Raw genomic sequence first — 26421 nt, 5'->3', positions numbered from 1 at the left:
CATGTCTATCTTCCTGAATTCCGATTCGAAGATCATCGTCCAGGGCATCACCGGCGGCGAGGGCACGAAGCACACCGCCCGCATGCTCGCAGCCGGGTCGAACGTCGTCGGCGGCGTCAACGCCCGCAAGGCCGGCACCACCGTCAAGCACGTCGACAAGAACGGCGACGACATCGAGCTTCCCGTCTTCGCCTCCGTCGCCGAGGCGATGGAGAAGACCGGCGCCGACGTGTCCGTGGCCTTCGTCCCGCCCGCCTTCTCGAAGGACGCGGCGATCGAGGCGATCGACGCCGGCATCGGCCTGCTCGTCATCATCACCGAGGGCATCCCGGTCCAGGATTCCGCCGAGGTCTGGGCCCGCGCCCAGAAGGCCGGCAACGCGACCCGGATCATCGGCCCCAACTGCCCGGGCATCATCTCGCCCGAGCAGTCCCTGGCCGGCATCATCCCGGCGAACATCACGAAGAAGGGCAAGCTCGGACTCGTCTCGAAGTCCGGCACGCTGACCTACCAGATGATGTACGAACTGCGCGACCTCGGCTTCTCGACCGCGATCGGCATCGGCGGTGACCCCGTCATCGGCACCACGCACATCGACGCCCTCGAGGCGTTCGAGGCCGATCCGGAGACCGAGGCGATCGTCATGATCGGCGAGATCGGCGGCGACGCCGAGGAGCGGGCCGCAGCCTACATCAAGGAGAACGTGACGAAGCCGGTCGTCGGCTACGTCGCCGGCTTCACCGCTCCCGAGGGCAAGACCATGGGCCACGCCGGCGCCATCGTCTCCGGCTCCTCGGGCACCGCCCAGGCGAAGAAGGAAGCGCTCGAAGCCGCAGGCGTCAAGGTCGGCAAGACCCCGACCGAGACCGCCGAGCTCATGCGCGAACTCCTCAACGCCAAGTGAGCCTGCGCGCCTGATGCGCTGACCGTTCGTCCGCGGCATCAGGCGCTGCCGCGGTGCACCACGTGCGCACTGCGTGCGCTCAGTGCGCACCGCGGTGATCAGTCCGAAGCCCGCCTCCGCTGACCCGGAGGCGGGCTTCGTGCTGTCCGGGCCGACCCTCGCCGAGGCGGTCGCCGGTCCCGTGCGCACTCTGCACCGACGTAATCGCCGGTTCCGTGCGCACGCTGCGCCGAGGCGGTCGCCGAGTCTTGTGCGCATCCGTCGCCGAGGCGGTCGACGGTCCCGTGCGCGCCCGGCGCCCCGCACAACCCTCAGCGTCATTCCGCACCCGCAGCGTCACGCACAACCCGTGGCTCACCGAGAGGCACCCGGAGCTCCGAATCCACCGTGTGCACGGGTTGTCTGTGCAGCTCCACGTCGGGGTCGACTTCGGGCGCGCGCGAGCATCGCGATCCGCCACACCCGGGAAACTCGCATGATTTGTGGAGATCGTATCCAAGTTGTTACCTTGGAAGCTCAGTCCCCGTTCGACGCTGACCCCGGTCCCCTCCCGGATTGCACCATCGGTGCCGGTCTGCGTCGACCAACACAAAGGAATCACATGACAACTGCGACATCTCGCGCAGCTGCCGCAATCCTCGCGATGCTTGCCCTCGTGGCAACCGCGCTGATTGCGATCCCCGCTGTGGCAGCACCGCCATACCAGACGAACGCGAACATCGATTCGCTGAAGTTCCACGAGGAGTCGATCAAGAGCGGGTCGACTGCTCGCATCGACGGCACATGGAGCCTTCCCGACAATCCTCAGACGCCCGCCGGCTTCGTCGTCGATCTTCCCGACGAGCTCCAGGGACGCACTGATTCCTTCGAACTCAAGGATCCCGATGGCGTGACCATGGGACAGTGCACCGTGACCGAGACGCAGCTCTACTGCGATCTCGACTCGGACTACCTCAACGCGAACCCGCTCAACATCCAGGGCACCTTCTACTTCTGGGTTTCGGTGCAGACCGAGACCACCGAGACCAAGGAAGTCACCTACGACTTCGGCGACGTCTCGGACACCGTGACCGTCACTCCGCCCGATGGCCCGTGCGTCGGCGACTGCGAGTGGAAGGGTCAGGACTCGTACAAGTGGGGCAACTACAACTACGACGAGAACTACATCCAGTGGCACGTCAACATCAAGTCGCCTGCCGGCGGCATGAAGGGCGGCCAGAAGGTCACCGTCACCGACCTCGGCGGCGAGAACATCGAGCTGATTCCGGGCGAGACCCGTCTGTCGGGCACGAACACGTTCAACGAGAACGGCCAGCCCGTGGGCTGGGGACCGAAGCCCCAGGACTTCTACACCGTCTCTGACGATGGCGCGACCGTGAACTTCACCTCGGAAGAGGGCTGGGTCTACGCCGTCATCTACCGCACGACCGTCACCGACGGCGGCAAGTCCGACTCGTACACGAACTCGGCGCGATTCGAGATCGAGGGCGAAGAGACCGTGATCAAGAAGGGCAAGGTCGTGCGTCAGGGCGGCGGCGGCACCGGCGACGGTGACGAAGAGCAGCCCACCCCGACGGAGACCCCGACTGAGACTCCCACGGAAACTCCGACGGAGACCCCGACGGAAACTCCGACGGAAACTCCGACCGAGACCCCGACTGAGACTCCCACGGAAACTCCGACGGAGACCCCGACGGAAACTCCGACCGAGACTCCCACGGAAACTCCGACGGAGACCCCGACCGAGACCCCGACGGGCACCCCGACCGAGACTCCGACGGCTCCCGGACCGGGCGACACCCCGACCGACAAGCCGACGGCTCCCGGCCCCGGTGGCGACCTGCCCCGGACCGGTGTCGACAGCATCGGCACTCTGGCCGCAGGCGCCGCCCTGCTCGTGGCCGGTCTCGTGACGATGGCACTCGTCCGGCGTCGGAAGATCAGCGCAGACAGCTGATCCAGCCGAGCACCACCTGAGGGGGAATGAAGAGGGAGCGACCGCGGTCGCTCCCTCTTCGCTGTCTGAGTGCAGTCAGCGATACGCTGAGCGGGTGAACAATGACGCCACGACCTCATCCGCGACCGCTGACGCCACCACCTCATCCGCGAACGCCGCCGCACCGACCCACGCCGCGCCCACCTCCATCACCGCGCCCGTCGTCAGCTCCGATCCCGCCGATCACCCGCGCAACTTCGGGTCCGACAACTGGGCCGGCGCCCATCCCGAGGTGATGGCGGCGTTGGTCGAGGCGAACGTCGGCCACACCCCGGCCTACGGCGGTGATCCGTGGACGGCGCACTTCCACGAGGTCATGCGCGGGCACTTCGGTCCCGACGCGCAGGCGTTCCCCGTGTTCAACGGCACCGGCGCCAACGTGCTCGCCCTGCAGTCCGCGCTGCCGCGGTGGGCGGCCGTCATCACCGCGGTCAGCGCCCACATCAACTACGACGAGACGGGTGCCCCCGAGAAGGTCGGCGGACTGAAGATCATCGGCGCCCCGACCGTCGACGGCAAGCTCACCCCGGACATCATCGCCGACGCCGTGATCGGCCGCGGCAGCGAGCACAACGCCCAGCCCTTGGCCGTGAGCATCGCGCAGTCGACGGAATGGGGCACGACGTACACGCCCGAGGAGATCCGCGCGATCGCCGAGGCGGCCCACGACCAGGGCATGATCCTTCACATCGACGGCTCCCGCCTCGGCAATGCGGCAGCGTTCCTCGGCACCGGCCTCGGCGAGCTCACCACGGACGTCGGCGTCGACATCCTCAGCCTGGGCGGGACGAAGAACGGCCTCCTCGGCGCCGAGGCGGTCGTCGTCCTCAACCCGGAGATCGGGCAGGGGATGCGGTTCCTGCGGAAGATGAACCTGCAGCTGTCGTCGAAGATGCGTTTCCTCTCCGCCCAGCTCAACGCTCTCTACGACGGTGAGCTGTGGCGCACCTCGGCGAACCACGCCAACGACATGGCCGTGCACCTCGCCGATCGACTCGCCGAGGTGGCCGCCGACAACCGTGTGCCGGGGCTCTCCGTCGTCCAAGCGGTGGAGGCGAACGTCGTGTTCGTTCGCATGCCCGCCGAGGTGGCCGCCCGCACCCGACAGCGCTTCGCCTTCGCCGACTGGCCGCTGCAGCCGAACGTCGTCCGCCTCATGTGCGCCTTCGACACGACGCCTGAGGACGTGGACGCCCTCGTCTCAGCGATCGTCGGGGAGTGAGCCGGTCTTCGTCCGGATGACGGCGATGACGGCGGCGACGAGGAGCACGGCGACGGGGAAGATCGCCCGGCTCCCCGAGGAGATCAGTGTCCAGGCCATGAGGGGCACGAGCAGAAGGTTCGCCACGCTCCATACCCGCAGTCCGGCTGTGCGGACGTAGGCGACGATGCACATGATGTAGATGAGCACGAAGACACCGCTGGCCGCACCGAGCATGTCGACGACGAGGTCGGGTCGCACGAGGAGAATCGTCAGCGATACCGTGAAGCCGGCGCTCAGCAGCAGGACGGCGCGACGCGGGGTCGCATCGGGGGCAGCGGCGAATGTCCGAGGCAGGATTCCGTCGGCGGCGGCTGCGGAGATGACTGCGCCCACGCCCCGTGTCCAGGCCACCGCGTTGAGCGCCATGCCCAGCAGCCCCGAGGCGGCGAGCACTCCGGCGACCACCCCGCCCCACGGCGTGGACCGCACGGCATCGACGACTCCGGTGACCGGATCCGCCTGAGCGGTCTGGACGACGACGGCCAGTGTCAGGGCGAGGACGAGCGCGAGGAGCAGCGCCAGGGTCGTCATCGCCACCGGAGCGAAGTCGCGACGAGGATCGGGCAGTTCGCGGGCGAGGAAGGTGAGGTTCTCGAACCCGATGAACGCCCAGAACGCGATGAGCGCACCAGCAGGCACGAGCGCGAGCGCCGGACCGTCGGGGAGGACGTCGGGCGAGCGCGTCGGGTGGAGCAGCGACCACGTGACGACGCCGATGAGAGCTGCGACGAGCACCACTGCGCCGCTGCGCTCGATTGCGCTGCCGAGCGTCCGACCGCGCAGATTGATCGCGACGGCAACGCCGAGGAGGAGAGCGGCGAGTGCGATCTCAGACACGGGCACCTGCATGATCGCCGTGAGATTGCGCGCGGCCATGACCGCGCCCGAGGGCAGTCCGACGACCACGACCATCGCGAACATCAGCGGCACCATGGCCGCGGCGCGAGGTCCGAGTCCGGCGCGGATCGTCGCGCGCAGCGGATCCGCGCTGCGGGCGGACCCGACGACGGTGTCGCGGAAGAGCATGATCATGGGCAGGCACGCCAAAGCTGCGACCAGCCAGGTGAGGACGGCACCGCTGCCCGTCTCGTGGAGCACAGCGGCGGGCACCGCGATGAGCCCGGCCCCGACGACGGAGGCGAGTCCCGCGGCCACGCCTGCACTCAGAGCTGCGATCCGCGCCCACCCGGAGGCGCGTTCGCGGGACGACGGTGTCGATGACTGATGAGTGGTCGCTGGCTGCTGGTGAGATGTCATGACTCCACTCAACCGCCGCGGCTCTGTGGCGACGAGTGGCCGAAACGACATGGACCGCCGGATTTCGGTCATACTGGAACGATGTGGACTGCAGCGGTTCTCGTCAGAGACGGACTCTCCCTCTTCGAATTCGGTGTCACGGCCGAGGTCTTCGGTATCGACCGGGCCGCTGCCGGCGTGCCGCCGATCGACTATCGGGTGTGCTCAGAGGGCGGGCCGGGGTGGCTGCGGACGAAGCACGTGTCGGCGGTCCGAGTCGAATCCACCCATGGTCTCGACGGTCTCATCGGGGCGGATGTCGTCATCGTCAGCGCGACTCTGCCCCACACCGGCACCGAGGCGGAGCGTCGAGCGCTTCGCCGAGCACACGCCGCCGGATCCCTCATCGTCTCTCTCTGCAGTGGGGCGTTCCTGCTGGCCGGCGCGGGGCTCCTCGACGGGCACCGTGCGAGCACGCACTGGCTGTTCACAGAGCAGCTGGCCAGGGATTTCCCACGGGTCGACGTCGTCGAGGCGAATCTCTTCACCGATGTCGGTCAGATCGTCACTGCGGCCGGAACCGCCGCAGCGATCGACACTTGCCTGCACGTCGTGCGGCGCGAGCTCGGAGCGGGCACGGCGGCTGCGATCGCCCGTCGGATGGTCGTCGCGCCCACCCGTCACGGCAACCAGCTCCAGTTCGTCGCCCGCCCGCTGCCGCCGACTCCGGACTCAGGACTGTCGGCCACGCTCGAGTGGGCGGCGAACCACCTCGGTGAGGACATCGATGCGGCCGCGCTGGCGCGCCACGCAAATCTGTCGGTTCGTCACCTGGGGCGTCGTTTCCAGCAGGAGATCGGGTCGACTCCGCTGCAATGGCTCACGCAGGAACGGATCCGGGCCGCGCAGGAGCTCCTCGAGGTCAGCGACCTCTCGGTCGACGCGATCGGACGGAAGGTCGGCTATGCCTCGGCCACCCAGCTGCGCGAGCACTTCCGGCGCGCGGTGGGTACGAGCCCGTCTCAATATCGGGAGTCGTTCTCTCAGCTCGAAGGCACCGGATCGGCGCAGTGAATTGCCGCAGGTCAATCGGGTCCCCGTGAGTGCGGGAGATGCGCGTGCTCCGGCCCGCGAGCTCAGCATGTGAGCGAATCCGGCAGGCGAGGCGGATTCAGGGGCGGGCGATTGGTAGACTCCCTGTGCCCTCCGTCACACTGCCTGTGTCAACCCGGGAGTGTGGCGACCCCCGATTCCAAGAGGAGAATGTGATGAAGAAGGCAATGGTGCCAGTCCTCGCCATTCTACTGGTGGTCATCATCGGTTCCGCCGTGTACTTTCTCAATTCGGACTCCCGGAGCGGTGCCGATGCGAACCCTGAGGCGGCCGATGCTCCAGGCGACGAAGCCGCGACCGCCAGCGAGTGCGCAGTCGCCGAATACGCCATGGGTCTGCGCTGGCAGCAGGGCGCCGAGGCGCAGGCTCTGCAGGGTCAGACCTACGAGTTCGCGGCGAAGGCGCTCGACGACGCGGTCGCCCAAGCGCCCGACGGTGAGGACCTGGCGATCATGACCGACCTCGATGAGACGACGATCGACAATTCCGAACTGCTGGCCCGCGACCTCGCTCAGTGTCACGACTACAGCACCTGGGACACGTGGGGCGACTGGGAGCAGAACGGCGAGCCCGGGCTGATTCCCGGTGCCCTCGACTTCTTCTCCTATGCTGACAGCCTCGGAGTCGACATCTTCTACGTCTCCGACCGCACAGAGGAGAACAAGTCCGACACCCTTGCCACTCTCGAACAGCTCAAGCTGCCGCAGGTGGGAGCGGACAACGTCCTGCTCCTCGGTCCCCCGAAGGCCGAGAGGCGGGCGATCGTCGAATCCGATCACACCCTGGTCATGCAGCTCGGGGACACCCTCCAGGACTTCGATGGGGCCTTTGCCGATGCCTCACTCGACGAGCAGGAGCGCCTCGTGGAGGAGAATGCGGACAAGTTCGGCACAGAATGGGTCGTGCTGCCCAACCCCACCTACGGGAATTGGGCCGAAGCGGACCTTGAGGAATGGGACGCCCCGCTGAGCACCGACAAATGAGTGCGGGGGAGGCTGTGGTCCGCTCGCGGACCGCGGTCTCCCTTAGCCCACGCGTGGGCTCAGGTCAGCTCGCTCACTTGCCCGCCTTGACGGAGACGACGGGCACCTCGGCTTCGAGGATGATCCGCTGCGCCGTCGAGCCCATGATGAGCTTGCCGACGGGGGAGCGGCGGCGGGAGCCGATAACGATCATGCGTGTGTCGTCGGTCGCCTCGGCCAGCGCCAGGAGCTCTTCGACGGGGTCGTTGCCGCGGAGGAACTGGAGGATCTCATGGGAGACCTCCGAGTCGCGCAGGGTCGTCTTGAGCTCATCCATGTCGGCGTTCGTCGCCACGCCCCGCTCATCGGGAGTCTCACCGATGCCGGCGTTGAGCACGATGACCGTGTCGTCGAACGCCCGTGCCTGTTCGATGCCGAATGCGACCGCGGCCTTGCCTTCGGGCGAGGGGGAATAGCCGACGAGGATGGTCATGTTCACTCCTGGATGCGTGTGGGGACTCGAGCTCCCTCAATTAGTAGCACATCTCACCCTGGCAGCGGCGGCGTCAGCGCGGCCGTGACCTCGCCGCACTAGACTGAGCGGATGCCCGGCTCCCTCCTCGCCCCCGATTCCCAGGCTCTGCGCACCCGCGACGAGATCCTCGCCCGTCTGCCGCTGACCGCGCAGACCCCCGGTCTGCCGCAGGCCAGGCTGCTCGCCGACTACGTCATCGGTCGCCGCGGCGGGTCCCTCGACGTCTCCGGTCGGACGACCGACGGCACGCACGTCTCGCCCGCCGACGCCCCTGCCCGGATCATCGTCGTCGACGACCCGCACGGACTGCAGGCGCGCGTGCTCTCCGAGTTCTCTCCCGTCGCGACCTTCAACGACCGTCTCGATGAGGCGGGAGCCGTAGCTGCTGCGGCTCCCAGCGCCGAGGTGGTCGCCGACCTGGGAGGATACGTGTCCGCACGGCGCGTCGAGATGGAAGCCGCGCGCTCGTCCGAGGCCGACGAGGAGCCTGAGGTATGGGCGGTCGTCAACGCGCCGAAGGCGACGAGCGCACTCGCCGAGGTCGTCGCCGTGCTCCAGCCGCTCGTGTCGACGCTCATCGTCATCGGCCGCAGCGACGTCATGAGCCGGGCGGTGAACAAGGAGCTCGCGCGCGGGTTCGGGCGGGTCGACGTCTCCCCGGGCGTCGGGAAGCACCGCCTCATCATCGGCAGCCGCCCGCTGTCGACGCCGTCGCTGACGACCTTCCCGCGCCGCGGCACGATCGAGACGACCGCGACCGGCCCGCTCGAGGTCAGCGCCCACGGGGCGTGCTTCTCCGGGACGAAGGCCGACGAGGGGTCGACGCTGCTGCTCACCGCCCTCGCCGAGGCGGGCGCCGCCCCGGACGCGCCTGCCGCCCTGACCCACCCGGCCTCCGTTCTCGACCTCGGCGTCGGCAACGGGTGGCTGCTCACAGCCGCACTGCGCGTGACGGGGGCGGGTACGGGAGTCGGCGTCGACATCTCCCGGGCGGCGGTCGCCTCGGCGCAGGAGACGGCGGCGGCCAACGGATCCGACATCGCGATGATCCTCGCCGATGCCACCGACGCCGACGCTCTCACCGGGGAGTTCGACCTCATCCTCCTCAACCCGCCGTTCCACCACGGCACGGCCGTCGAGACGGACACGGCCGGCGAGCTCATCCGCACCGCAGCCGCCCACCTGCGGCCCGGCGGACGGGTGGTCACGGTCTTCAACTCGCATCTGCGCTACCGTGACCGGCTCGAGTCGCTCATCGGTCCGAGCGAGCAGCTGGCGCGCACCGCGAAGTTCACGGTCGTCATCAGCCGGGCGGCCGACTGAAGCGGACCGGGCAGCACGCGGCCGTGTCCCAAGTCACCTGTTGTTCATGTGGCGGCTCTACCGTCGGGGCATGAATGACGACAGCGTGGTCTACGACCGCATCGAATACACCGCGGTCGACGACATCCTCGAGTGCACGACCGACACCTCGCATCCTGTGCTGCTGACGAAGGCGGCGCTGGACGGGACGCCGGCCGAGGTCGTCGACTGCAATCGCGAACTCGTCGCCCGCTCGCTCGACCGTGCGGGGACGATCGAGGATCTCTCCCGAGACTCCGTCCGCAGCAGCTACGTCGACCTCTACCGGGCCGCGGTGACCGAGCGCGGGTGGGCCTGGTACCGCGACCGCGTGCCCCGCACCGCCAGGGAACTCGCGCTGCAGGGACTCAAGCTCATCGGCGCCCGTGAGCACCTCGACCTCGTCGTCCGTGCGATCGAGGAGGACCTCGACGACGAGGCCTTCCGCTCGGCCTTCGACACCGCCGAGGCGGCGACCGCGCTCGAGGCCGCGAACGCCGCCTTCCTCCTCGACCTCCCGACGATCAACGTGCTCAGCGAGACCGACATCGAGACCGCCCTGAGCATCGAGTTCTCCGGTGAGGGACTGCCCGCCGACTACCCGCGCTGGCGCGGAGACCTCAGCATCTTCGAGTGAGCGGTGGCGGCCGCCCTGTACCGCCGCAGCCGACCGTCCGACGCCGCTGCACAGTCGGACGACGCCGGCCTACTCGCCGAGGTCGAGTGAGGGCGTGGGCCGCCGGAACCCGCGGGTGACGACGGCGAGGTAGGCGATGCCGATGGCCAGCCACACCAACCCGAGGAGCAGGGTGCGCGGGGACAGGCTCGTCCACAGCCACACGGTCAGGCCGAAGCCGATGCCGGGCAGGACGATGAAGCTGAGGACCGCCCGACCGCCTCGGCGCCCGCCATCGACGAAGTAGTGCTTGATGACGGCGAGATTGACGGCGGAGAACGCCATGAGCGCCCCGAAGCTGACCATCTCGGAGATGAACGTGAGATCGACGACGAGGGCGAGGAGGGAGACGACGCCGACGGTGATCGTCGCCCAGACCGGGGTGCGGAAGCGCTGCGACAGTCGGCCGAAGAAGCCTCGGGGCACCACGCCGTCGCGGCCCATGGCGTAGAGGATCCGCGACACCGAGGCCTGAGAGGTCAGGGCCGACCCGCAGGCTCCTGCGACGTAGGCGGCGGTGAAGAAGATCGTGAGGAACTGACCGCCGGCCGCGGCCATGACGTCGAGGGAGCCGGATTCGGGATCGGCGAAGGCGTTCGACGGGTAGACGAGCTGCGCGATGAGCGAGAGCACGATGTAGATGAGTCCGCCGGTGACGGTGGCGATGACGATCGCCCTGGGCACCGAGGTCGTCGGATCCTTCGCCTCCTCCGACAGCGTCGAGACCGCGTCGAAGCCGAGGAACGACAGGCAGAGGATTGCCGCCCCGGCCATCACCGCGCCGAATCCGTCGACCGAGCCGTCACCGGTGAAGGGAGCTGCGAGGTCGACGGTCCCGGTGCCCGAGAGCGTGACGACGGCGAGGATCGCGAAGGTGACGATGAAGATGCCCTGCGCGGCGATGATGACGATGTTCGCCCGGGCCACGGACACGATGCCGATGATGTTGAGGACGGTGACGAGGACGATCGCCGTGAGCACGAAGACCCAGGCGGGGATCATCGGCAGAGCGGCGGAGAGGTAGAGGCCGATGACGAGGTAGTTGATCATCGGGAGGAAGAGGTAGTCGAGCAGCAGCGCCCACCCGGCGGCGAATCCGACTCCGGCTCCGAACGTCTTCTGCGTGTACGTGTACGCCGATCCTGCGAAGGGCAGCGCTGCGGCCATCTTCGCGTACGAGCGGGCGGTGAAGACCATGGCGACGAGCGTGATGACGTAGGCGAGCGGAACGCGCCCGCCGGTGATCTCGGTGACGATGCCGTAGGTGGTGAACACGGTGAGCGGCACCATGTAGACGAGACCGAAGAAGACGAGCGAGGGCACGCCGAGGGCGCGGCGCAGGTGGCCTGTGGATGCCGAGGTCGCGCCCGCTGATGGTGCGGGGGTCGGCTGTGACTGAGGGTCGGGGTGTCGGGACATCATCGTCCTTTGCGTGATCGATTCCGGGTTATCGGGCCCGTGACGGGCTTATCAGGCTCGTGCCGAGGCGGCGTCGGAGGAGTGGAGGAGGGCACCGCGCAGGTACGTGGCGCGCACGGGCAGGGCCGCGAGGTCCGCTGGGCCCAGTGTGCGCGGGTCGGTGCCGAGAATGACGAGGTCGGCGCTCGCTCCGGGGCGGATCGCACCCCAGGGCGCCGGGGCGGCATCGGCGAAGGCCTGGTGGGCCACGCTCGCCGAGTATGCGTCGAGGGCACGGGCGGGGTCGACGATCTCGTCGGGAGTCCACCCGCCCACCGGTCGGCCCTCGCTCGTCTGCCGACTCGTCGCGATGGCGAGGCCCTCGAGCGGGGCACCTGAGGACACCGGCCAATCGGATCCGAAGGCGAGGGTGGCCCCCGTCTCGAGGATCGTGCGCATCCGATACTGATCGTCGGCTCTCTCCTCGCCGAGGCGGGGCACCGTGAGCACGGTCATGAGCGCATCGAGCTGCGCCCACAGCGGCTGCATGGTGGCGATGATCCCGAGTTCGGCGAAGCGATCGAGATCGGCCGCGGCGACGAGCTGAGCGTGGGCGATGACCGGGCGCCGGTCGCGCGGACCGTTCGCGGTGATCGCGGACTCGATCGCATCGAGGGCCTGGCGGACGGCGGCATCGCCGATCGCGTGGATGTGGATCTGGAAGCCCGCCGCGTCGACTGCGGTGACCGCCTCGGCCAGCGTGTCTCCCTCCCACACCCGCATCCCGTGGTTGTGCAGGGACGAGCAGTACGGTTCGAGGAGTGCCCCGGTCTCGTTCTCGACGACGCCGTCGGCGAAGAACTTCACGGTCTCGGCGGTGAGCAGGGGTGAGGCGGCGTCCCGGACGCGCCTGCGCGACTCGATCATCTCCGGCAGCTGGGCGCTGAAGCGCCGCGGATCGGCGTAGAGCGCAAGATTGAAGCGGATCCCGAGGCGGTCCTGGCGTGCCGCGGTGAGGTAGGTGTCGACGTCGGCGGGTTCGACCCAGGCGTCCTGGACCCACGTGACTCCGTGTTCGAGATAGTAGGCGGCGGCGCGCTCGAGGGCGCGGAGGCGTTCGTCACCAGTCTGGGGCGGTTGGACGGCGGCGATGAGGTCGACGGCACCCCATTCGCGCAGAGTGCCCAGCGGCGTCCCGTCGGGCCGGCGGGGGATCTCCCCGAGGACCGGATCCGGGGTCTCGGCGGTGATGCCGGCGAGGTCGAGGGCGCGGGAGTTGACCCACACCGTGTGATAGTCCCAGGCGCGGAGGACGACGGGACGGTCGCTGACGGCGGCATCGAGCCAGCGGGCATCGAAGAGCCCGCCCTCGACGAGGCTGCCGTCGTAGGACGCGCCGACGATCCACTCCGCTTCCGGGTGGGCGGCGGCGAAGCGGGCCACCTCGGCGATGATCTCCTCAACGCTCGTGCACGCTCTCACCTGGGGGCCTGCGGCTTCGAGCCCGCCGAATAGGGGGTGGGCGTGACCGTCGCCGAAGGAGGGCATGAGGAATCCGCCGGCGAGGTCGACGTGCCGGGCACCCTCCGGCGCCGCGAGGTCGGCCTCGGTGCCGAGGCCGAGGGCGTCCGCACAGGCGGTCGCGCCGACGGCGGCGATGATGCCGTCGCGAACAAGGAGGGCGTCGCTGGGTTCGCGGTCGGCGCCGCACCAGATCGTGCCGCCGGAGAAGAGCGTGGTCGCCACCGTGGAGTCCTTCCAAAGCCGTGTTTACGAACACTGTTCGTATTTGTGACCTTCAGCACGATACACTCAACCACGACCCAGGGGAAGTGCGAATCGGGATGTGATCATGCGGCTCAATCGGGACAGGCTCGTCGACGCCGCCCTCGACCTCGTCGACTCCGACGGCGCCGAGGCGCTGTCGATGCGGGTGCTCGCCGACCGGGTCGACCGACAGGTCTCGTCGCTCTACAACCACATCAGCGGCCGTGACGACCTCATCGAGGCGATGCGCGCGCGGATCGTCGCCGGCATCGACGTCAGCGCCTTCCGCTCCGTCGACAGCGCAGGGACCTCCACCTCGGCGGGGAGCGCGGACGGCGGCGTCAGCTGGGACGTCGCCCTCGAACGCTGGGCGCGCTCGTATCTGCGGGCCTTCGCCGCGCACCCGAACCTCATCCGCCTGCTGGCGACGACGTCGATCCGGGATCGGTCGACGTATGCGATGTACGACGTCGTCGTCGCCGGGCTGCGTCGCGGCGGCTGGCCGGAATCCGAGGTCATCGCCGTCGTGCGCACCGTCGAGGCGCATGTGCTCGGATCGGCCCTCGACATCGTCGCGCCGGGCGATCTGCTGGCGCAGGAGGCCGCGGACGCGGAGTTCCCGGCGGTCCACTCCGCGCTCGCCGCCCACAATGCCGACTCCTACGGGGCGGCGCCGTCGTTCGAGCTCGGTCTGGCGGCACTCATCGACGGCCTACGGTTGCGGCTGGCGGCAGCTGCCTGAGTGGGACGCCGTCTGGCTCTCTCCACGCACGGTTTGCGGTCACGACACCGAGGCGGAACGGCCGAATTGGTGACGCGGGCTCGGTTCTGCGACCACGAACGGCCCCTCAGAGCTTCGGTTCGCCCCAGATGCCCATGGCGAGGAAGACGAGACCGGCCAGCAGCGTGAAGCCCGTGGCCCACGGTCGCAGGTCCGCCTCGGCGAGGCGGGCGAAGAACCCGGAGATGCGGTCGGAGATCCGGGGGAAGCGGTTCCACGCCCAGGTGAGGAGCACGTACGGCGCGATCATCGCGGCGATGAAGACGAGGAAGGTGACGCCGCGGACGGCGATGTCCTCGCTGACGGCACGGACGATGCGGGCGACGATGTACATCGTCGCGAAGTCGCTGAAGCTGATGACGGTGTTCGAGACGCCGATGACGATCATCGCCCACGGTTTGCCGGTGGGCTTCTTATGCGGTTTCTTCGGCTTCGGCGGACGGCGCAGCCGGAGGGCCATGATGAGGCCGGCGATGAGGAAGAGCACGCCCGCGGCGAGGTCGACGCCGCGGCGCACGAGCACCTTCTCGACGTCGCGGCTGACGAGGGTCTCGAGCGTGTGCGGGTCGATGACCTGGAGGGCGAGGAGGATGACGGTGGCTCCGATGACGAGACCGAGGAGCATGAAGCCCATCGCACGCTTCGCCCGCGGGACGTCGGTGAGGACGCGCAGGGACTCGGCGATCGTCGTCGGGCTGATGCCCATGACGAGGCCGAGCCCGATGAGGCTGACGGCGGCGCCGACGAATCGCAGGAGGTCTGTCTCAAGCATGGGAGCAACATTACCGGGGTAGGGTCGCTCCATGAACGACACGAGGCTTGCCGATTTCTGGGCGTCGGCGCGGGCAGCCGAGCCGGCTCTGCCCCTTGCCGTTCCCGCGGCGTGGGCCTTCGGTGCGGGTCCCGCGCAGGCCGACGATCTCCTCGCGCTCGTCCTCGCCGGTGTCAAGACGGCAACCGCCTCGGCGTTGGATGACTATGACGTCGACGGAGAGCCCGTTCCCCGGGCGGGCGATGCGAGCATCGTCCTCGACGGCTGGGACCGACCGCGGGCGGTCATCGTGACCTCGGCGGTGGAGATCCTTCCCTTCGCCGAGGTGACCGCGGAGCATGCGTGGGCCGAAGGCGAGGGCGATCGATCGTTGGCCCACTGGAGAGCCGTGCACGAGGAGTTCTGGCGTGTTGTCCGTCCAGCAGGGTTTCGGCCCGACATGCCGGTCGTGTGCGAACGGTTCCGGCTCGTGTTCGCCGCTGACTAGGCGAGCCTCAGACGCTGGTCGTGAACCGGACGGGAAAGAGCTCCGTTCGGGCGACGACGCGTTCGCGTTCAGCTGCCTGCGCGCCGCGGCGGGGATCGGCGAGGTAGGAGTCAAGGGCGTCCTGCGAGGCGAATCGGTAGAACTGCACCTCGTCGGGGTGGCCGTCCGCACCGTCGCAGAGTGCTCGGGAGAGGACTTCGCCGCCGTGCTCGGGGATGAGCGTCAGGACGTCGGATTCGTAGGCATGCATGTCATCGGCCAGGCCCTCGCGTGCCCAGATCAGGCAGCAGAGCAGGATCTCTGCCGAGGCAGCGCCGGTCATGATGCGGTGGGAGCTGCGTCGTAGGTGAGCCAGTGAGTCTTCGTTGCGACCTTGTCGTAGAGAGCCTGGGCCTGAGTGTTGTCGTCGGCGGTGATCCAGCGGACGACGGACCGCCCTTCGGCGGCGGCGATGTCCTGGAGTCGGGCGATGAGAGCGCGCCCGGCCCCGGTGCCGCGGGCTTCAGGTGCGGTGAAGAGATCGTCGAGCCAGATTCCGGTCGTGCCAGTCGACGGCCGGGCGAAGCGACGGTAATCGGCGATTGCGACGATCTGACCATCCGCCTCGGCGACAAGACTCTCGCTCTCATGGGACGGATCGCTCACCCAGCCCCAGACCCGAGCGACGACGTCCTCGGATTCGGGCAGGTGGTAGAACTCGCGGTAGGCGCGGAAGAGCTCGCGCCAGCGGGCCTCATCGGCTGATTCGACCGGGCGGACGGTCACCTCTGCATTCGCACTCATGAGGTCACTGTAGATCTCCCCTGACTCGGTGGGAAGCTTGGGCGCGTTGAGCAACTTTGGTTGACACGCGGCGGGTTAGCAACGTAAATTGACAGCCATGGAATCGACACAGATCGCCGACGTCGCGGCCGACACCAGTGACCCTCGCGCAGGACTGCGGGCTGTGTCGTCCCTGCGCGCGCTCACTGAACGCCTCGAACTCGCTCAGGTCGAAGCCGGACTTCGGGCCGGAATGAGTTGGCAGGACGTTGCCGACGCGCTCGGCGTCTCCCGCCAAGCGGTGCACAAGAAGTATGCGAAGAGGATCGACCCGACCATCCCCGTTCCCAGGAGGGCCCGATGAGCAAGTTCAGCCAATCTCTGTCGACGTCGTACTCGTTGTCGATCACGGCAATGGAGGAGGCCTCGCGTGTCGGTCAGCGCGAGGCCGACATCGACCACCTGTTCCTTGCGATCGCCGTCAGTGAGCAGACCGCCGGTCAGGTGCTGCGCGGCCTCGGCATCTCGATCGATGCTGCTCGGGACGCCGTTGCCGCCCTGCACGCCGAACAGCTGGCGGGGCTCGGAATCCAGGCAGATGTCCCTGGACCCGGCCGCATCGTCTTCCATGAGACCGAAGGTTACGAGTGGGGCGAACGGGCGGTGAAGATCATCCAGGAGGCGAACAGCTCCGGCAAGCGAGGAGACGCGGCTGCGGTGCTGCGGGACCTCGTCGGTGAACCGAGCGGCATGATCGAGTCGATTCTTCGCCGTTTGGGCAGCTCGCCCGATGCTGTTCGTGCTGAGCTCGACAGAGTCGAGGGTCTTGCGACTCAGCGCGGTATCCGAAAACGCGGTGACGCCCTCTCGGGAGCCGTCGAGGCCTTCATCCCGGCGCCGATCGATGAGGTGTGGCGTCTGCTCTCGGACGCCTCGCGGCTGCCCGACTGGGATCCGATGATCGGCTCAGTTGAGAACGGCGACGTTGCCACACGTGTCGGTCAGGTATGGTCCACTCGTGCGCGTTCGACTCGACCCGACGGGACATCGATCAAGGTCAAGCGGCAATACGTCAATCAGAAGGTGCAAGTCGCCGCATTAGATCATGCTCACCTCGTCGAATGGGAACTCACATTGCCCGATGCCCCAGGGGCCAACTCACGGTATGTCTCGATCAGCATGGAGCCGGCAGCCGAAGGCACGCAACTCCAAATCGGCTTCGCCTGGGTACGGCACTCGACCAGTTCGTGGCGCCGCATTCGAGGCTTCTTCTTCCGTCCCGTCAATCGCTATCTTCTCTGGATACACCTGGCGCAGCTCCGCGCCGGAATCAGCCGCGTGTTCCGGTGACCGCCCGGTTGTGCTCGAGCTCCAGACCGACCCACCTGGCGAAATCGGTCTCGCTGTCGAGTGCGGCGGCTGCGACCTCGATCCAGCCCGGCCCCATCGTCCGTCTGGCACCCATCTCGGCCTGCGCGGCGCCGGGGCGGTCAAGCAGCTCGGCGTGCCGATCGGCATCGACGCGGACGAGCAGGGCACCTGACTTCAGCGCACACACGGCGAGCTTCTCGCGGACCATGAACGAGCGTCCGCCGAACATCGAGACCTCGCGCACGACGGATTCCTCGGCGAGTGCGGTGCGCACACGGTCGACGAGGCGCGTCTGCTCCGGGGTCATCATCGGCTCGCACCCGGCGATGACGGCCACGATCTCCGGCGCAGCATCACTGCGGGGGAGGGCCGTAGGAGAGGCGGTCGAACATGAGCACGGTCTCCGTGATCTTGCCGTCGCGCACGGTGAAGAGCTCGGCCGCCGGAGTCGTGCCGGTCTCCGTGGTCTGCGGATAGTAGAGACGGACGATGCGGTCCCCGTCGGAGAATTCGCCGATCTCCTCGATGCCGGTGAGCATCGGAGCGAAGCCGCCGATGAACTCGGTGTAGGCCTCGATGCCGGTGATGTCCTGGCCAGGCGCCCGACAGACGATGTCGTCGGCGACGAGGGCCATCGCCTCGTCGATCCGGTTGTTCGTCCATGCGTCGTGGTACTGCTGCACGACGTCCGCTGCGGTGTTCTCTGCCATTGTTCTCTCCTCTTCGAGTGGTGGAACCTGAGTGGTGGATCCTGTGCGATGGAGCGTGAGTGGTGCGGCGGGCGAACCGTGTGATCATCAGTCCGGCAGGGGTCGCCAATCGTCGGGGTCGTTGACGCCGCCGGCGCCGGCGACGACGAGCCGCGGCAGGAAGTGCGCCCAGCCGTGGGCGTGGCCGGGCACCTCGGCGTCGGGCAGGTCCGAATGGATGAGATCGACGCGGGTGCCCGAGTCGGTTGCCGTGAGCCGGAACTCGACGGTCGAGGCACCGACCGGCAGGTCCGCACTCCCGGGGAAGCCCCAGGAGACGACGACACGGTGGGGCGGGTCGATGTCGATGAACTCGCCGCGCACCGGATGGCCGGCGATGTCGACAGCGAACCGACCGCCTCGGCGAGGATCGAGGTCGGCGAACTCGCCCATCCACGCCGTCATGCCCTCGTTCGTCGTCAGGTAGGAGAACACCGTCTCCGGCGCGGCGGCGATGTCGACGGAGTCCGTGAACTCAGCCATTGCCGCCCCTCTCCCGACTCTCGACGGCGGTCTTGAGTGCGGCGAGCTTCGTCGGCCAGAAATCGTCGAGATACGACCGCACCGCCGCCAGTCCGTCGGTGTCGACGGCGAAGAGGTGGCGCGTGCCCTCCCGGGTGCCGGTGGTCAGTCCCGCCTTCGCCAGCACGCCGAGGTGGTGCGACGTCGTCTGCTGGGAGAGCCCGACCTCTTCGGCGATCGTTCCCACCGGCTTCGGTGCCGAGCGGACCGCGCGCAGAATCGCCCGGCGGTTCCCGTCGGCGAGCGCACGCAGCGCCCGGTCGAGATCTGGTTCGGCTTCGGCACTCATGTCCGTCCTCGGTGATCGGATGCGCTGACACCCTCACCATAACACAAATATCTATTTGTACTTATGGGCATGAGTGAATATTGAGTGGGGCGCAGAGCCGCCGGTGAGGTGGGGCCGAGTGCGAGGGAATGGGGATGCGTTGGGGAGGGGTGGGATCACTCTGCGGAGCGTGAGGCGCGGATGCGCGGCCGCAGATTCAGTGGGCTTGTCGCGGCAGGTCGCTGATGAAGGTGGTGATGGCATCGGCGAGCCCTGTGGGATCCTCGAGCATGGAGAGGTGTCCGGTGGTCAGCTCGAGTCTCCAGTCGCCGCCGAGGTTCGCGGCGAAGCGCTTCTGCAGTGCCGGCGGCAGTTCCCGGTCGGCCGTCGACATGACGTATCCACGGGGTGCGCTCCACGTGCCCTGGCTGAGGTGATCGCGATAGTAGGCCTGTGGTTCGGAGGTGAAGTCGCTGATGAGACGGTCGACGATCTCACCGTCGAGGCCGCTCGCGAGATTCTTCCGGATCGCCGATTCGGGCGGCTTGGTCCCGGCGAACCTCATCGCCGCATTGAGCGCCCACCGGTTGGGCACGGGCATCGCGGAGACGAACGATCCGCCGACCGGCGGCACGATCGCGCTGACGGCGAGGAGGCCTGCGACCCGTTCGGGAGCGAGGCGGGCGATCTCCGAGGCGACGATGCCGCCGGCCGAATGGCCGACGAGGACGACCTGCTCGCTCGGCATCGCGGCGATGGCCGCCTCGGCGTAGTCGCGCAGACGGGCAGTTTCCGAGGTGGGGCGCGGTGCGACGACGGTCTCCATCGCTTCGCCGAGGCGGTCGCGGGTCTGATCCCAGATCCAGGAGGGGAGTCCGGCGCCGGAGAGGAGGAGAAGCGACTGCGAGTTCGTATTCATGGGACCATCATGACCACGCGTAGTGTCACCCGTATGTCACTATTTATCCATGAATCGCATCGATCGTCTCTACGCGCTGCGCGAGGAGCTGCGCCATGCGGGCTCGGTGGGGCGGACGGCGCAGCGGCTGTCGGAGATCTTCGAGGTGAGTGTGCGCACGATCAAACGTGACATCTCGAGCCTGCAGCAGGGCGGTGTCCCGGTCTGGGCGCAGCCGGGTCCAGGCGGTGGGTACGTCATCGACGCTGCCGCGACTTTGCCTCCGGTCAACTTCACCGAGGCCGAGGCGTCGGGGCTCGCGGCCGCCGTCGCCGCCCACCGGGGCCAGCCCTTCGACGGGGATGCGCGGGCGGCGCTGGCGAAGGTCCAGGCGGTGATGGACTCACGTACACGGGAGAGATCGGACCGCCTCGGTGAGCGGATCTGGATCGATCACGCCGATGACCCTGGATCACCGCAGGTGAGAAGGGCCGTCGAACAGTCGCTTGAGCAGCGGCGGGTGCTGTCACTGCGCTACCGCGACCGGAACGGGCGCGAGTCGGTGCGTCGGGTCGATCCGGTGTTCCTCGCGCACACGCAGGGTCAGTGGTTTCTCGTCGCGCACTGCCGGGAGCGTGAGGCCATCCGGTGGTTCGTTCTCGACCGGATCGTCACTGCGCACCTCACAGCCGAGACGGCGACCGACGTCCCCGTCGCCTCGGTCGGAACTCCGCCGCCGACGGCACGGGCAGTGACCGGCGAGCGCTGACCGGGCAGTCACCGGGCGGGTCGAGACGCCGAACGGCCCCCGACCGTGGTCGGGAGCCGTTCACCTCACGTGCGCGAGAGGGGACTTGAACCCCTACGTCCGAAGACACTGGAACCTAAATCCAGCGCGTCTGCCAATTCCGCCACTCGCGCGCAGACCGCACCAAGCCTAGCAGGGCACGGGCGCGCGGCGGAACGGGAATCAGGCGGCGGCGTCGATGCCGAGCGCCTTGCGCAGCCGCGCGACGTGCCCGGTCGCCTTGACGTTGTACTGGGCGAGTTCGACCTTGCCCTCGGCATCGACGACGACGGTCGAGCGGATGACGCCCTGGACGACCTTGCCGTAGTTCTTCTTCTCGCCGAAGGCACCCCACTCGTCCATCATCGCCTTGTCCGGGTCGGAGAGCAGCTCATAGGTGAGCCCTTCCTTCTCCTCGAACTTCTTGAGCTTCTCCGGCGAATCGGGGGAGACGCCGAGGACGACGAGACCGGCAGACTTGAGCGCCGAGAGCGAATCCCGGAAGTCACACGCCTCGGTCGTGCAGCCGGGCGTCATCGCAGCGGGGTAGAAGTAGACGACGACCCGCTGACCCCTGAAGTCGGACAGGCTCACCGACTTCCCGTTCTGATCGACGAGCGTGAAATCCGGGGCGGTGTCGCCGACTGACAGACGTGGCATGGAATCTCCTCTGTTGCATCCGATCGTTGCTGCCCCTCCACTCTAGCCGCGACGCCGGACACGACCCTCACGCGGCCGGACACGACCATCGCCGAGGCGGTGCACCGTCCCAGCCCACCGATCCGGCCCTATCGAGAGCCCGTCACCGGACCCTGGCGATCGTCTCCCCGACGGCGACGGTGTCACCGACCGACGCGAGGTGAGTCAGCGTCCCCGCTGCCGGCGCGGTCACGCGGGTCTCCATCTTCATCGCCGAGAGCACGGCGACCTCGTCGCCTTCGGCCACGTCGGCGCCGTCGGCGACGAGGAAGTCGACGAGGCTGCCCGGCACCGGCGCCGTGACCACGGCCGACCCGTCATCGGAGTCCGCATTCCCCATGGAATCAGCAGCTGACCCGGCATCCGCGCCCGCCGATGCAGATCCTCCGACCGACCCGAGGACGGCAAGCAGAGCGCCCGGCAGCCCGATCGTCGTCATCCTCCCGTCGATCTCGATGTCCATCCGTCTCAGCCCCTCGCCGGCGAGCGGCGCCGGCCGGTCCTGCGGGGCGAACTCGGGCAGCAGCTCCGATTCGATCCACTGGGTGTCGATGCCGATGACGTCACCGGCGAACGCAGGATGGCGGAGGATCGCGAGCGATGCCTGCAGCACCGTTGCGGGCCCGGTGACGGTGAGCTCGCGCGCGGCAGTGATCGTCCGGGCGATCGCCGTCGCCCGGTCGGGGCCGTGGACGATGAGCTTGGCGAAGAGCGAATCGAAGGCCGGCTGCACGGTGTCACCGGCGCGCACTCCCGCATCCCAGCGCACTCCCGGCCCGCCGGGCACGGTGAGCGCCTCGATGCGGCCCGGCGTGGGAAGGAATCCGCGACCGGGATCCTCGGCGTTGAGACGCAGCTCGATCGCATGTCCCCGCACCTCCGGCGTCTCCGTCAGCGACAGTCCCTGACCGAAGGCGATGCGGAACTGCTCGGTGACGAGATCGACTCCGGTGACCGCCTCGGTGACGGGATGTTCGACCTGGAGACGGGTGTTGACCTCGAGGAACGTCATCGTGCCGTCGGCGGCGAGGAGGAACTCGACGGTGCCCGCGCCCCGATAGTCGACCTCGGCGCAGATCGCCTCCGCCGATCGTTGCAGACGGTCCCGCTGCTCGGCCGTGAGATTCGGGGCCGGTGCCTCCTCGACGAGCTTCTGATTGCGCCGCTGCGCCGAGCAGTCACGGTCCCCGACAGCGACGACGGTGCCCTTCCCGTCGCCGACGACCTGGACCTCGACATGGCGCGGATGCTCGAGGAACTTCTCGACGAAGCACTCGGGACGGCCGAACGCCTCGACGGCCTCACGGGTCGCCGATTCGAAGGCCTCGACCACCTCGGCGAAGTCGCGGACGATCTTCATTCCGCGCCCGCCTCCGCCGTGTGCGGCCTTGATGATGATCGGCAGACCGGCCTCGCGGGCGAAGTCCTCGACCTCGGCGGCGCCGGTTAGCGGCCGGTCGATGCCCGGGGCCAGCGGTGCTCCGACCTTCTGCGCGAGCTGCCGGGCGGTGACCTTGTCCCCGAGCGCGGTGATCGCCTCCGGACTCGGCCCGATCCAGATCAGCCCCGCGTCTTCGACAGCGGCGGCGAACTCGGCGTTCTCGGAGAGGAACCCGTAGCCGGGGTGGACGGCCTCGGCCCCGGCGGCCTGGGCCGCGGAGATGAGGGCCGGGATGTTGAGGTAGGTCTCCGCGGCAGTCGTGCCGGGCAGTCCGATGGCGACATCGGCGAGCTGTGCGTGCAGGGCCGTGGCGTCCTGATCAGCGTAGACGGCGACGGAGGTGTGCCCGTTCTCGGCGCACGCACGGATGATGCGGACGGCGATCTCGCCGCGGTTGGCGATGAGGATGGTCGACATGGCTCAGCTTTCGTCGGAGGGGTCAGAGGAGGTGGAATCGGCGGCTGCTGCCGTACGGAAGCGGATGCGCACCCCTGGAGGCAGCTGCGCGGCGAGGTCGGTGTCGTCGACGCTGGCGATGATCGGATAGCCCCCGGTGAGCGGATGGTCGGGCCCGAAGAGCACCGGCTGGCCGTTCGGCGGGACCTGCAGGGCACCGGTCACCGCGCCCTCGCTCGGCAGCTCACCGGTCCGCGCCCGCTCGAGCGGCACCTCCCCAGCCAGACGCAGACCGACCCGATCCGATTCGTGCGTGACCGTCCACTCCTGCGTGAGCAGGGTGTCGATGCCGGCAGACGTGAACCAGTCGTCCCGCGGACCGAGGGTGACCGTGAGCTCGACGAGGCCGCCCGGTGCCGGCAGGACCCGATCCGCGCCGAGGCGGGGCCCGGGATCGACGAGGTGCGGGGCCGTCATCGGTTCGCCCAGGTCGATCGTGTCCCCGGTCGTGAGTGCAGCGGGCCCGAGGTGGGCGAGCGTGTCCGCCGAGGCGCTGCCGAGCGCCGTGTCCGCGATGATCCCGCCGCGGACTGCCAGGTACCGACGTACGCCCGTCTCGGTCGGCCCGAGCTCGAGTTTGTCCCCGTCGACGAGGGAGAACGCCTCGCCGAGGCGGTGGCCGAACACCGTTCCGTCAGCGGCGGTCACGGTGATCGGGCCGCCGGCGCCGGTGACCGCGGCGACCCCGTCACCGGTGACGCACAGGCTGACCCCGCCGCCGAAGCTCTCGAGGACCGCGGCGGACTCGGCGTTGCCGACGAGACAGTTGGCATCGACGAGGGCGGAACGGTCGGCGGCTCCCGCGCTCGACACTCCCATCGACGCGAACCCGGGGCGCCCGAGGTCTTCGATGAGGAGTTGGAGGCCCGGCTCGATGACGGTGAGGGAGTGGGACGCGGAGGACTCCGCCGAGGACGCCCCCGCCGAGGATGGCGCCTCCGCCGCGGACGGCGTCCCGTCCGCCAACGACGCCGCGGCCGACTCCGCCGACGCATGCGTCTCCGCCGCTCGCGCGCTCGCCATCCCTGCGTCGACGAACGTCACGATGGTCCCGGGCACGAAGAGCGCCGGGGGCTGCCGGTCGAGGTCCCAGAGGACCGCATCGGTGTGCCCGATGAGCTGCCATCCGCCGGGGGAGGCCCGGGGGTAGACCCCGGTGAACTCCCCGGCGAGGCCGACCGCCCCGACCGGCACGCGGGTGCGCGGGGTCGACCGGCGGGGCACGTCGAAGAGCGGGTCGTCGCCGGCGAGGTACCCGAACCCGGGGGCGAACCCGGAGAACGCGACCTCCCAGCGGGCACGCTGGTGGCGGGCGACCACCTCGGCGGGGGAGACGCCGAGGAGGTCGGCCACCTCGGCGAGGTCCTCACCGTCGTAGCGGACGTCGATGGTCACGGTGCGCCCGGACCCGGTTGCGGAGTCGGTGACGTCGAGTCCGCTGATGGCCTCCTCGAGGGCCGGCGCCGAGGTGCGGGCCGGGTCGAAGCGGATGAGCACGGTCCGCGCGGCGGGCACGAGTTCGACGACGCCGGGCAGCGCCGCGGCCTCGAGGGCGTGGTTGAGCTGCATCGATGCGGCGAGGTCGGCGGATTCGACGAGGAGATGCCGGCGTGAGGCGGTGCGGAAGACGGTCACTGGCGGTAGTCGCTTTCGGGGGCGTCGGTGATGAACATCCGCCCGGGGGAGTGGGTGAGGGCGAACGGCGGGGCGGATTCGGCGATCGCGACCTGCGGGGTCACCCCGCACGCCCAGAACACGGGCACGTCGCCGGATTCGATGACGGGCGAGTCGCCGAAGTCGGGGGCGTCGAGATCGCGGATCCCGAGGGCCGCCGGGTCGCCGATGTGGACGGGAGCGCCGTGGACGGCGGGGAAGCGGTCGGTGATGCGGACCGCCTCGGCGACCTGTGCGGCGGGGATCGGCCGGAGCGAGACGACCATGTCCCCGGAGATCCGCCCGGCGGGACGGCACGCGGTCGACGTGCGGTACATCGGCACGTTGCGCCCGGCCTCCTGGTGGCGGATTGGGATGCGGGCCCGTGCGAGATCGGCCTCGAACGTGAAGCTGCAGCCGATGAGGAATGACACGAGATCGGGATGGTCGGCGAAGACGGACGAGGCGTCGTCGACCTCGGCAGTCAGCTGCCCGTCCTCCCACACCCGGTAGCGGGGAAGGTCCGTGCGCAGATCGCTGCCGGCAGCCAGCGCCGATTCGACCCGGCCGGGCTCGAGGACGTCGATGACCGGGCACGGCTTCGGGTTGCGCTGGGCGAAGAGGAGGACGTCGAAGGCCCAGTCGGCGGGCACGGCGATGAGGTTGGCCTGGACGAGTCCGGGTGCCATCCCCGAGGTGGGACCGGTGAAGCCGGCACGGATGCGGGCGCGGGCCTCGGCACCCGCCGACGACTCTGCCGGTGTCGTGGGTGTCGCCCCGGCCGCCGCCCCGGCCGACGTCTCTGCCGGTGTCACGGCTGTGCTCCGACGAACGGGGCGATGCTCACCCCGGCGTCGGTGAGGATGTCGCGGGAGGCCTGGGCCATCTCGATCGAGCCGCGGGAATCCCCGTGGAAGCAGATCGACTGCGCGTCGACGATGATCGTCGACCCGTCGATCGCTTCGATCTCCCCGGTCTCGACGAGGCGCAGCACGCGGGCGGCGACGAGCGCCGGATCGTCGAGGACGGCCCCTGACTCGGTGCGGGAGACGAGCGAGCCGTCGGGATTGTAGGCGCGGTCGGCGAAGGCCTCGGCGGCCACGGTCAGTCCCGCCTCGGCGGCGATCCGGTTGGCGACGCTGCCGGCGAGGCCGAGGAGGACGAGGCTCGGATCGACGGCCCTGACGGCGGCGGCGACGACCTTGGCCTGGGCTTCGTCGTGGACGATCGTGTTGTAGAGACCGCCGTGGGGTTTGACGTAGCGGACACGGCCGCCGACCGCCGTGGTCAGGCCGATGAGGGCACCGATCTGGTACTCGACCTGAGCCTGCAGGGTCGCCGCGGGCACGTCCATGGGGCGCCTGCCGAAACCCTCGTAGTCGTCGTAGCCGGGATGGGCGCCGATGACGACGCCGCGGTCGGTCGCCTCGGCGACGGTGTGCTTGATCCCCTCGGGACTGCCCGCATGGAACCCGCACGAGACGTTCGCGCTGGTGACGATGCCGAGCATCGCATCGTCGTCGCTGACGATCCGGTCGGGGACGTTCTCCCCGAGGTCGGAGTTGAGGTCGATGGTCGTCATA

The 26421-nt window shown here is 68.9% G+C and carries 29 protein-coding genes and 1 tRNA gene; 12 read left to right on the top strand and 18 right to left on the bottom strand.

The features are described 5' to 3' along the window. Position 1 precedes the first annotated feature (1 nt). The 3 genes from sucD to ACFQ91_RS15905 all read left to right on the top strand — a co-directional run bounded on the left by sucD (position 2) and on the right by ACFQ91_RS15905 (position 4122). Complete coding sequence (gene sucD / locus ACFQ91_RS15915) at positions 2-904, top strand: succinate--CoA ligase subunit alpha (protein ID WP_198499292.1); 903 nt, start codon at positions 2-4, stop codon at positions 902-904. Between the two features lie 601 nt (positions 905-1505). Beyond that, positions 1506-2861, top strand: coding sequence for a collagen binding domain-containing protein (locus ACFQ91_RS15910; RefSeq protein ID WP_198499291.1), 1356 nt, complete (start codon positions 1506-1508; stop codon positions 2859-2861). A 94-nt stretch (positions 2862-2955) separates the two neighbouring features. After that, a complete protein-coding gene (locus ACFQ91_RS15905; protein ID WP_376871300.1) occupies positions 2956-4122 on the top strand; it encodes a threonine aldolase family protein in 1167 nt (388 codons plus the stop codon). On the opposite strand, the gene ACFQ91_RS15900 is transcribed toward ACFQ91_RS15905, so the two are convergent. Further along, positions 4102-5421: an APC family permease gene (locus tag ACFQ91_RS15900; protein WP_198499290.1), complete on the bottom strand. Its 1320-nt coding sequence runs from the start codon at positions 5419-5421 to the stop codon at positions 4102-4104. The two genes, ACFQ91_RS15905 and ACFQ91_RS15900, sit on opposite strands and share 21 nt — an antisense overlap. An 81-nt stretch (positions 5422-5502) precedes the next feature. Between ACFQ91_RS15900 and ACFQ91_RS15895 the strand changes: the two genes are divergently transcribed. Further along, positions 5503-6474, top strand: coding sequence for a GlxA family transcriptional regulator (locus ACFQ91_RS15895; RefSeq protein WP_198499289.1), 972 nt, complete (start codon positions 5503-5505; stop codon positions 6472-6474). Between the two features lie 194 nt (positions 6475-6668). After that, on the top strand, positions 6669-7496 hold the full coding sequence (locus ACFQ91_RS15890; protein ID WP_198499288.1) for a 5'-nucleotidase, lipoprotein e(P4) family: 828 nt from the start codon (positions 6669-6671) through the stop codon (positions 7494-7496). Positions 7497-7569: 73 nt separating this feature from the next. Here ACFQ91_RS15890 and ACFQ91_RS15885 read toward each other — a convergent pair whose 3' ends face one another. Next, positions 7570-7968 carry a universal stress protein gene (locus ACFQ91_RS15885; RefSeq protein WP_198499287.1) on the bottom strand — a complete coding sequence of 133 codons (399 nt, stop codon included), beginning with the start codon at positions 7966-7968 and terminating at the stop codon, positions 7570-7572. Between the two features lie 111 nt (positions 7969-8079). On the opposite strand from ACFQ91_RS15885, the gene ACFQ91_RS15880 reads away from it, so the two are divergent. Continuing rightward, a complete protein-coding gene (locus tag ACFQ91_RS15880) occupies positions 8080-9333 on the top strand; it encodes a class I SAM-dependent methyltransferase (RefSeq protein WP_198499286.1) in 1254 nt (417 codons plus the stop codon). A gap of 70 nt (positions 9334-9403) precedes the next feature. Continuing rightward, on the top strand, positions 9404-9988 hold the full coding sequence (locus ACFQ91_RS15875) for a hypothetical protein (RefSeq protein WP_198499285.1): 585 nt from the start codon (positions 9404-9406) through the stop codon (positions 9986-9988). Between the two features lie 69 nt (positions 9989-10057). Here ACFQ91_RS15875 and ACFQ91_RS15870 read toward each other — a convergent pair whose 3' ends face one another. Next, positions 10058-11446: an APC family permease gene (locus ACFQ91_RS15870; RefSeq protein ID WP_232623918.1), complete on the bottom strand. Its 1389-nt coding sequence runs from the start codon at positions 11444-11446 to the stop codon at positions 10058-10060. A 51-nt stretch (positions 11447-11497) separates the two neighbouring features. Continuing rightward, positions 11498-13171, bottom strand: a complete 1674-nt coding sequence (locus ACFQ91_RS15865) for an amidohydrolase (protein ID WP_198499284.1) — start codon at positions 13169-13171, stop codon at positions 11498-11500. A 106-nt stretch (positions 13172-13277) separates the two neighbouring features. Between ACFQ91_RS15865 and ACFQ91_RS15860 the strand changes: the two genes are divergently transcribed. Next, on the top strand, positions 13278-13934 hold the full coding sequence (locus ACFQ91_RS15860; protein ID WP_198501011.1) for a TetR/AcrR family transcriptional regulator: 657 nt from the start codon (positions 13278-13280) through the stop codon (positions 13932-13934). Between the two features lie 106 nt (positions 13935-14040). Here the strand turns inward: ACFQ91_RS15860 and ACFQ91_RS15855 are convergent, their stop codons facing one another. Next, a complete protein-coding gene (locus ACFQ91_RS15855) occupies positions 14041-14745 on the bottom strand; it encodes a hypothetical protein (RefSeq protein ID WP_198499283.1) in 705 nt (234 codons plus the stop codon). A 31-nt stretch (positions 14746-14776) separates the two neighbouring features. Here ACFQ91_RS15855 and ACFQ91_RS15850 point away from each other — a divergent pair, with 31 nt between their 5' ends. Further along, a complete protein-coding gene (locus tag ACFQ91_RS15850; protein WP_198499282.1) occupies positions 14777-15232 on the top strand; it encodes an ASCH domain-containing protein in 456 nt (151 codons plus the stop codon). Positions 15233-15239: 7 nt separating this feature from the next. Here the strand turns inward: ACFQ91_RS15850 and ACFQ91_RS15845 are convergent, their stop codons facing one another. Both ACFQ91_RS15845 and ACFQ91_RS15840 read right to left on the bottom strand, forming a co-directional pair. After that, entirely contained in the window at positions 15240-15554 is a 315-nt protein-coding gene (locus ACFQ91_RS15845) for a hypothetical protein (protein WP_198499281.1), read from the bottom strand. Beyond that, positions 15551-16015: a GNAT family N-acetyltransferase gene (locus tag ACFQ91_RS15840; RefSeq protein ID WP_198499280.1), complete on the bottom strand. Its 465-nt coding sequence runs from the start codon at positions 16013-16015 to the stop codon at positions 15551-15553. The genes ACFQ91_RS15845 and ACFQ91_RS15840 overlap by 4 nt, the downstream gene beginning before the upstream one ends. Before the next feature lie 97 nt (positions 16016-16112). On the opposite strand from ACFQ91_RS15840, the gene ACFQ91_RS15835 reads away from it, so the two are divergent. Continuing rightward, the gene (locus tag ACFQ91_RS15835; protein ID WP_009379447.1) at positions 16113-16358 is read left to right on the top strand and encodes a hypothetical protein; all 246 of its coding nucleotides are present in this window, start codon (positions 16113-16115) and stop codon (positions 16356-16358) included. Then, entirely contained in the window at positions 16355-17344 is a 990-nt protein-coding gene (locus tag ACFQ91_RS15830) for an SRPBCC domain-containing protein (protein ID WP_198499279.1), read from the top strand. Before ACFQ91_RS15835 ends, ACFQ91_RS15830 begins: the two co-directional genes overlap by 4 nt. Here ACFQ91_RS15830 and ACFQ91_RS15825 read toward each other — a convergent pair. The 5 genes from ACFQ91_RS15825 to ACFQ91_RS15805 all read right to left on the bottom strand — a co-directional run bounded on the left by ACFQ91_RS15825 (position 17325) and on the right by ACFQ91_RS15805 (position 19823). Next, a complete protein-coding gene (locus ACFQ91_RS15825) occupies positions 17325-17702 on the bottom strand; it encodes a TfoX/Sxy family protein (RefSeq protein ID WP_232623647.1) in 378 nt (125 codons plus the stop codon). The two genes, ACFQ91_RS15830 and ACFQ91_RS15825, sit on opposite strands and share 20 nt — an antisense overlap. A 16-nt stretch (positions 17703-17718) precedes the next feature. Next, positions 17719-18075: a nuclear transport factor 2 family protein gene (locus ACFQ91_RS15820; RefSeq protein ID WP_198499278.1), complete on the bottom strand. Its 357-nt coding sequence runs from the start codon at positions 18073-18075 to the stop codon at positions 17719-17721. A gap of 87 nt (positions 18076-18162) precedes the next feature. Then, entirely contained in the window at positions 18163-18597 is a 435-nt protein-coding gene (locus tag ACFQ91_RS15815; RefSeq protein WP_198499277.1) for an SRPBCC domain-containing protein, read from the bottom strand. Beyond that, positions 18590-18925 (bottom strand): helix-turn-helix transcriptional regulator, encoded by a 336-nt coding sequence (locus ACFQ91_RS15810; RefSeq protein WP_198499276.1) that lies wholly within the window; start codon positions 18923-18925, stop codon positions 18590-18592. Before ACFQ91_RS15810 ends, ACFQ91_RS15815 begins: the two co-directional genes overlap by 8 nt. Positions 18926-19121: 196 nt before the next feature. Beyond that, the gene (locus ACFQ91_RS15805; RefSeq protein ID WP_198499275.1) at positions 19122-19823 is read right to left on the bottom strand and encodes an alpha/beta fold hydrolase; all 702 of its coding nucleotides are present in this window, start codon (positions 19821-19823) and stop codon (positions 19122-19124) included. Positions 19824-19872: 49 nt separating this feature from the next. Here ACFQ91_RS15805 and ACFQ91_RS15800 point away from each other — a divergent pair, with 49 nt between their 5' ends. Beyond that, positions 19873-20571 carry a YafY family protein gene (locus tag ACFQ91_RS15800; RefSeq protein ID WP_198499274.1) on the top strand — a complete coding sequence of 233 codons (699 nt, stop codon included), beginning with the start codon at positions 19873-19875 and terminating at the stop codon, positions 20569-20571. 70 nt (positions 20572-20641) lie between these two features. Here the strand turns inward: ACFQ91_RS15800 and ACFQ91_RS15795 are convergent. From ACFQ91_RS15795 to ACFQ91_RS15770, 6 genes are all read right to left on the bottom strand, one after another. Continuing rightward, positions 20642-20723: transfer RNA gene (locus tag ACFQ91_RS15795), tRNA-Leu, on the bottom strand. 49 nt (positions 20724-20772) lie between these two features. Beyond that, complete coding sequence (bcp, locus tag ACFQ91_RS15790) at positions 20773-21249, bottom strand: thioredoxin-dependent thiol peroxidase (RefSeq protein ID WP_198499273.1); 477 nt, start codon at positions 21247-21249, stop codon at positions 20773-20775. Between the two features lie 142 nt (positions 21250-21391). After that, positions 21392-23146, bottom strand: a complete 1755-nt coding sequence (locus tag ACFQ91_RS15785; protein ID WP_198499272.1) for a biotin carboxylase N-terminal domain-containing protein — start codon at positions 23144-23146, stop codon at positions 21392-21394. 3 nt (positions 23147-23149) lie between these two features. Then, positions 23150-24820: an urea amidolyase family protein gene (locus tag ACFQ91_RS15780; RefSeq protein ID WP_198499271.1), complete on the bottom strand. Its 1671-nt coding sequence runs from the start codon at positions 24818-24820 to the stop codon at positions 23150-23152. Next, the gene (locus tag ACFQ91_RS15775) at positions 24817-25653 is read right to left on the bottom strand and encodes a putative hydro-lyase (protein WP_198499270.1); all 837 of its coding nucleotides are present in this window, start codon (positions 25651-25653) and stop codon (positions 24817-24819) included. The genes ACFQ91_RS15780 and ACFQ91_RS15775 overlap by 4 nt, the downstream gene beginning before the upstream one ends. Then, entirely contained in the window at positions 25650-26420 is a 771-nt protein-coding gene (locus ACFQ91_RS15770; protein ID WP_198499269.1) for a LamB/YcsF family protein, read from the bottom strand. The genes ACFQ91_RS15775 and ACFQ91_RS15770 overlap by 4 nt, the downstream gene beginning before the upstream one ends. Position 26421 lies beyond the last annotated feature (1 nt).

The sequence above is a fragment of the Brevibacterium sp. NPDC056726 genome, assembly GCF_042790515.1.
GTDB classification, from domain to species: domain Bacteria; phylum Actinomycetota; class Actinomycetes; order Actinomycetales; family Brevibacteriaceae; genus Brevibacterium; species Brevibacterium sanguinis.
The sequence above is the reverse complement of the archived record's forward strand: the minus strand, read 5'-3'. Positions and strand labels throughout refer to the sequence as shown.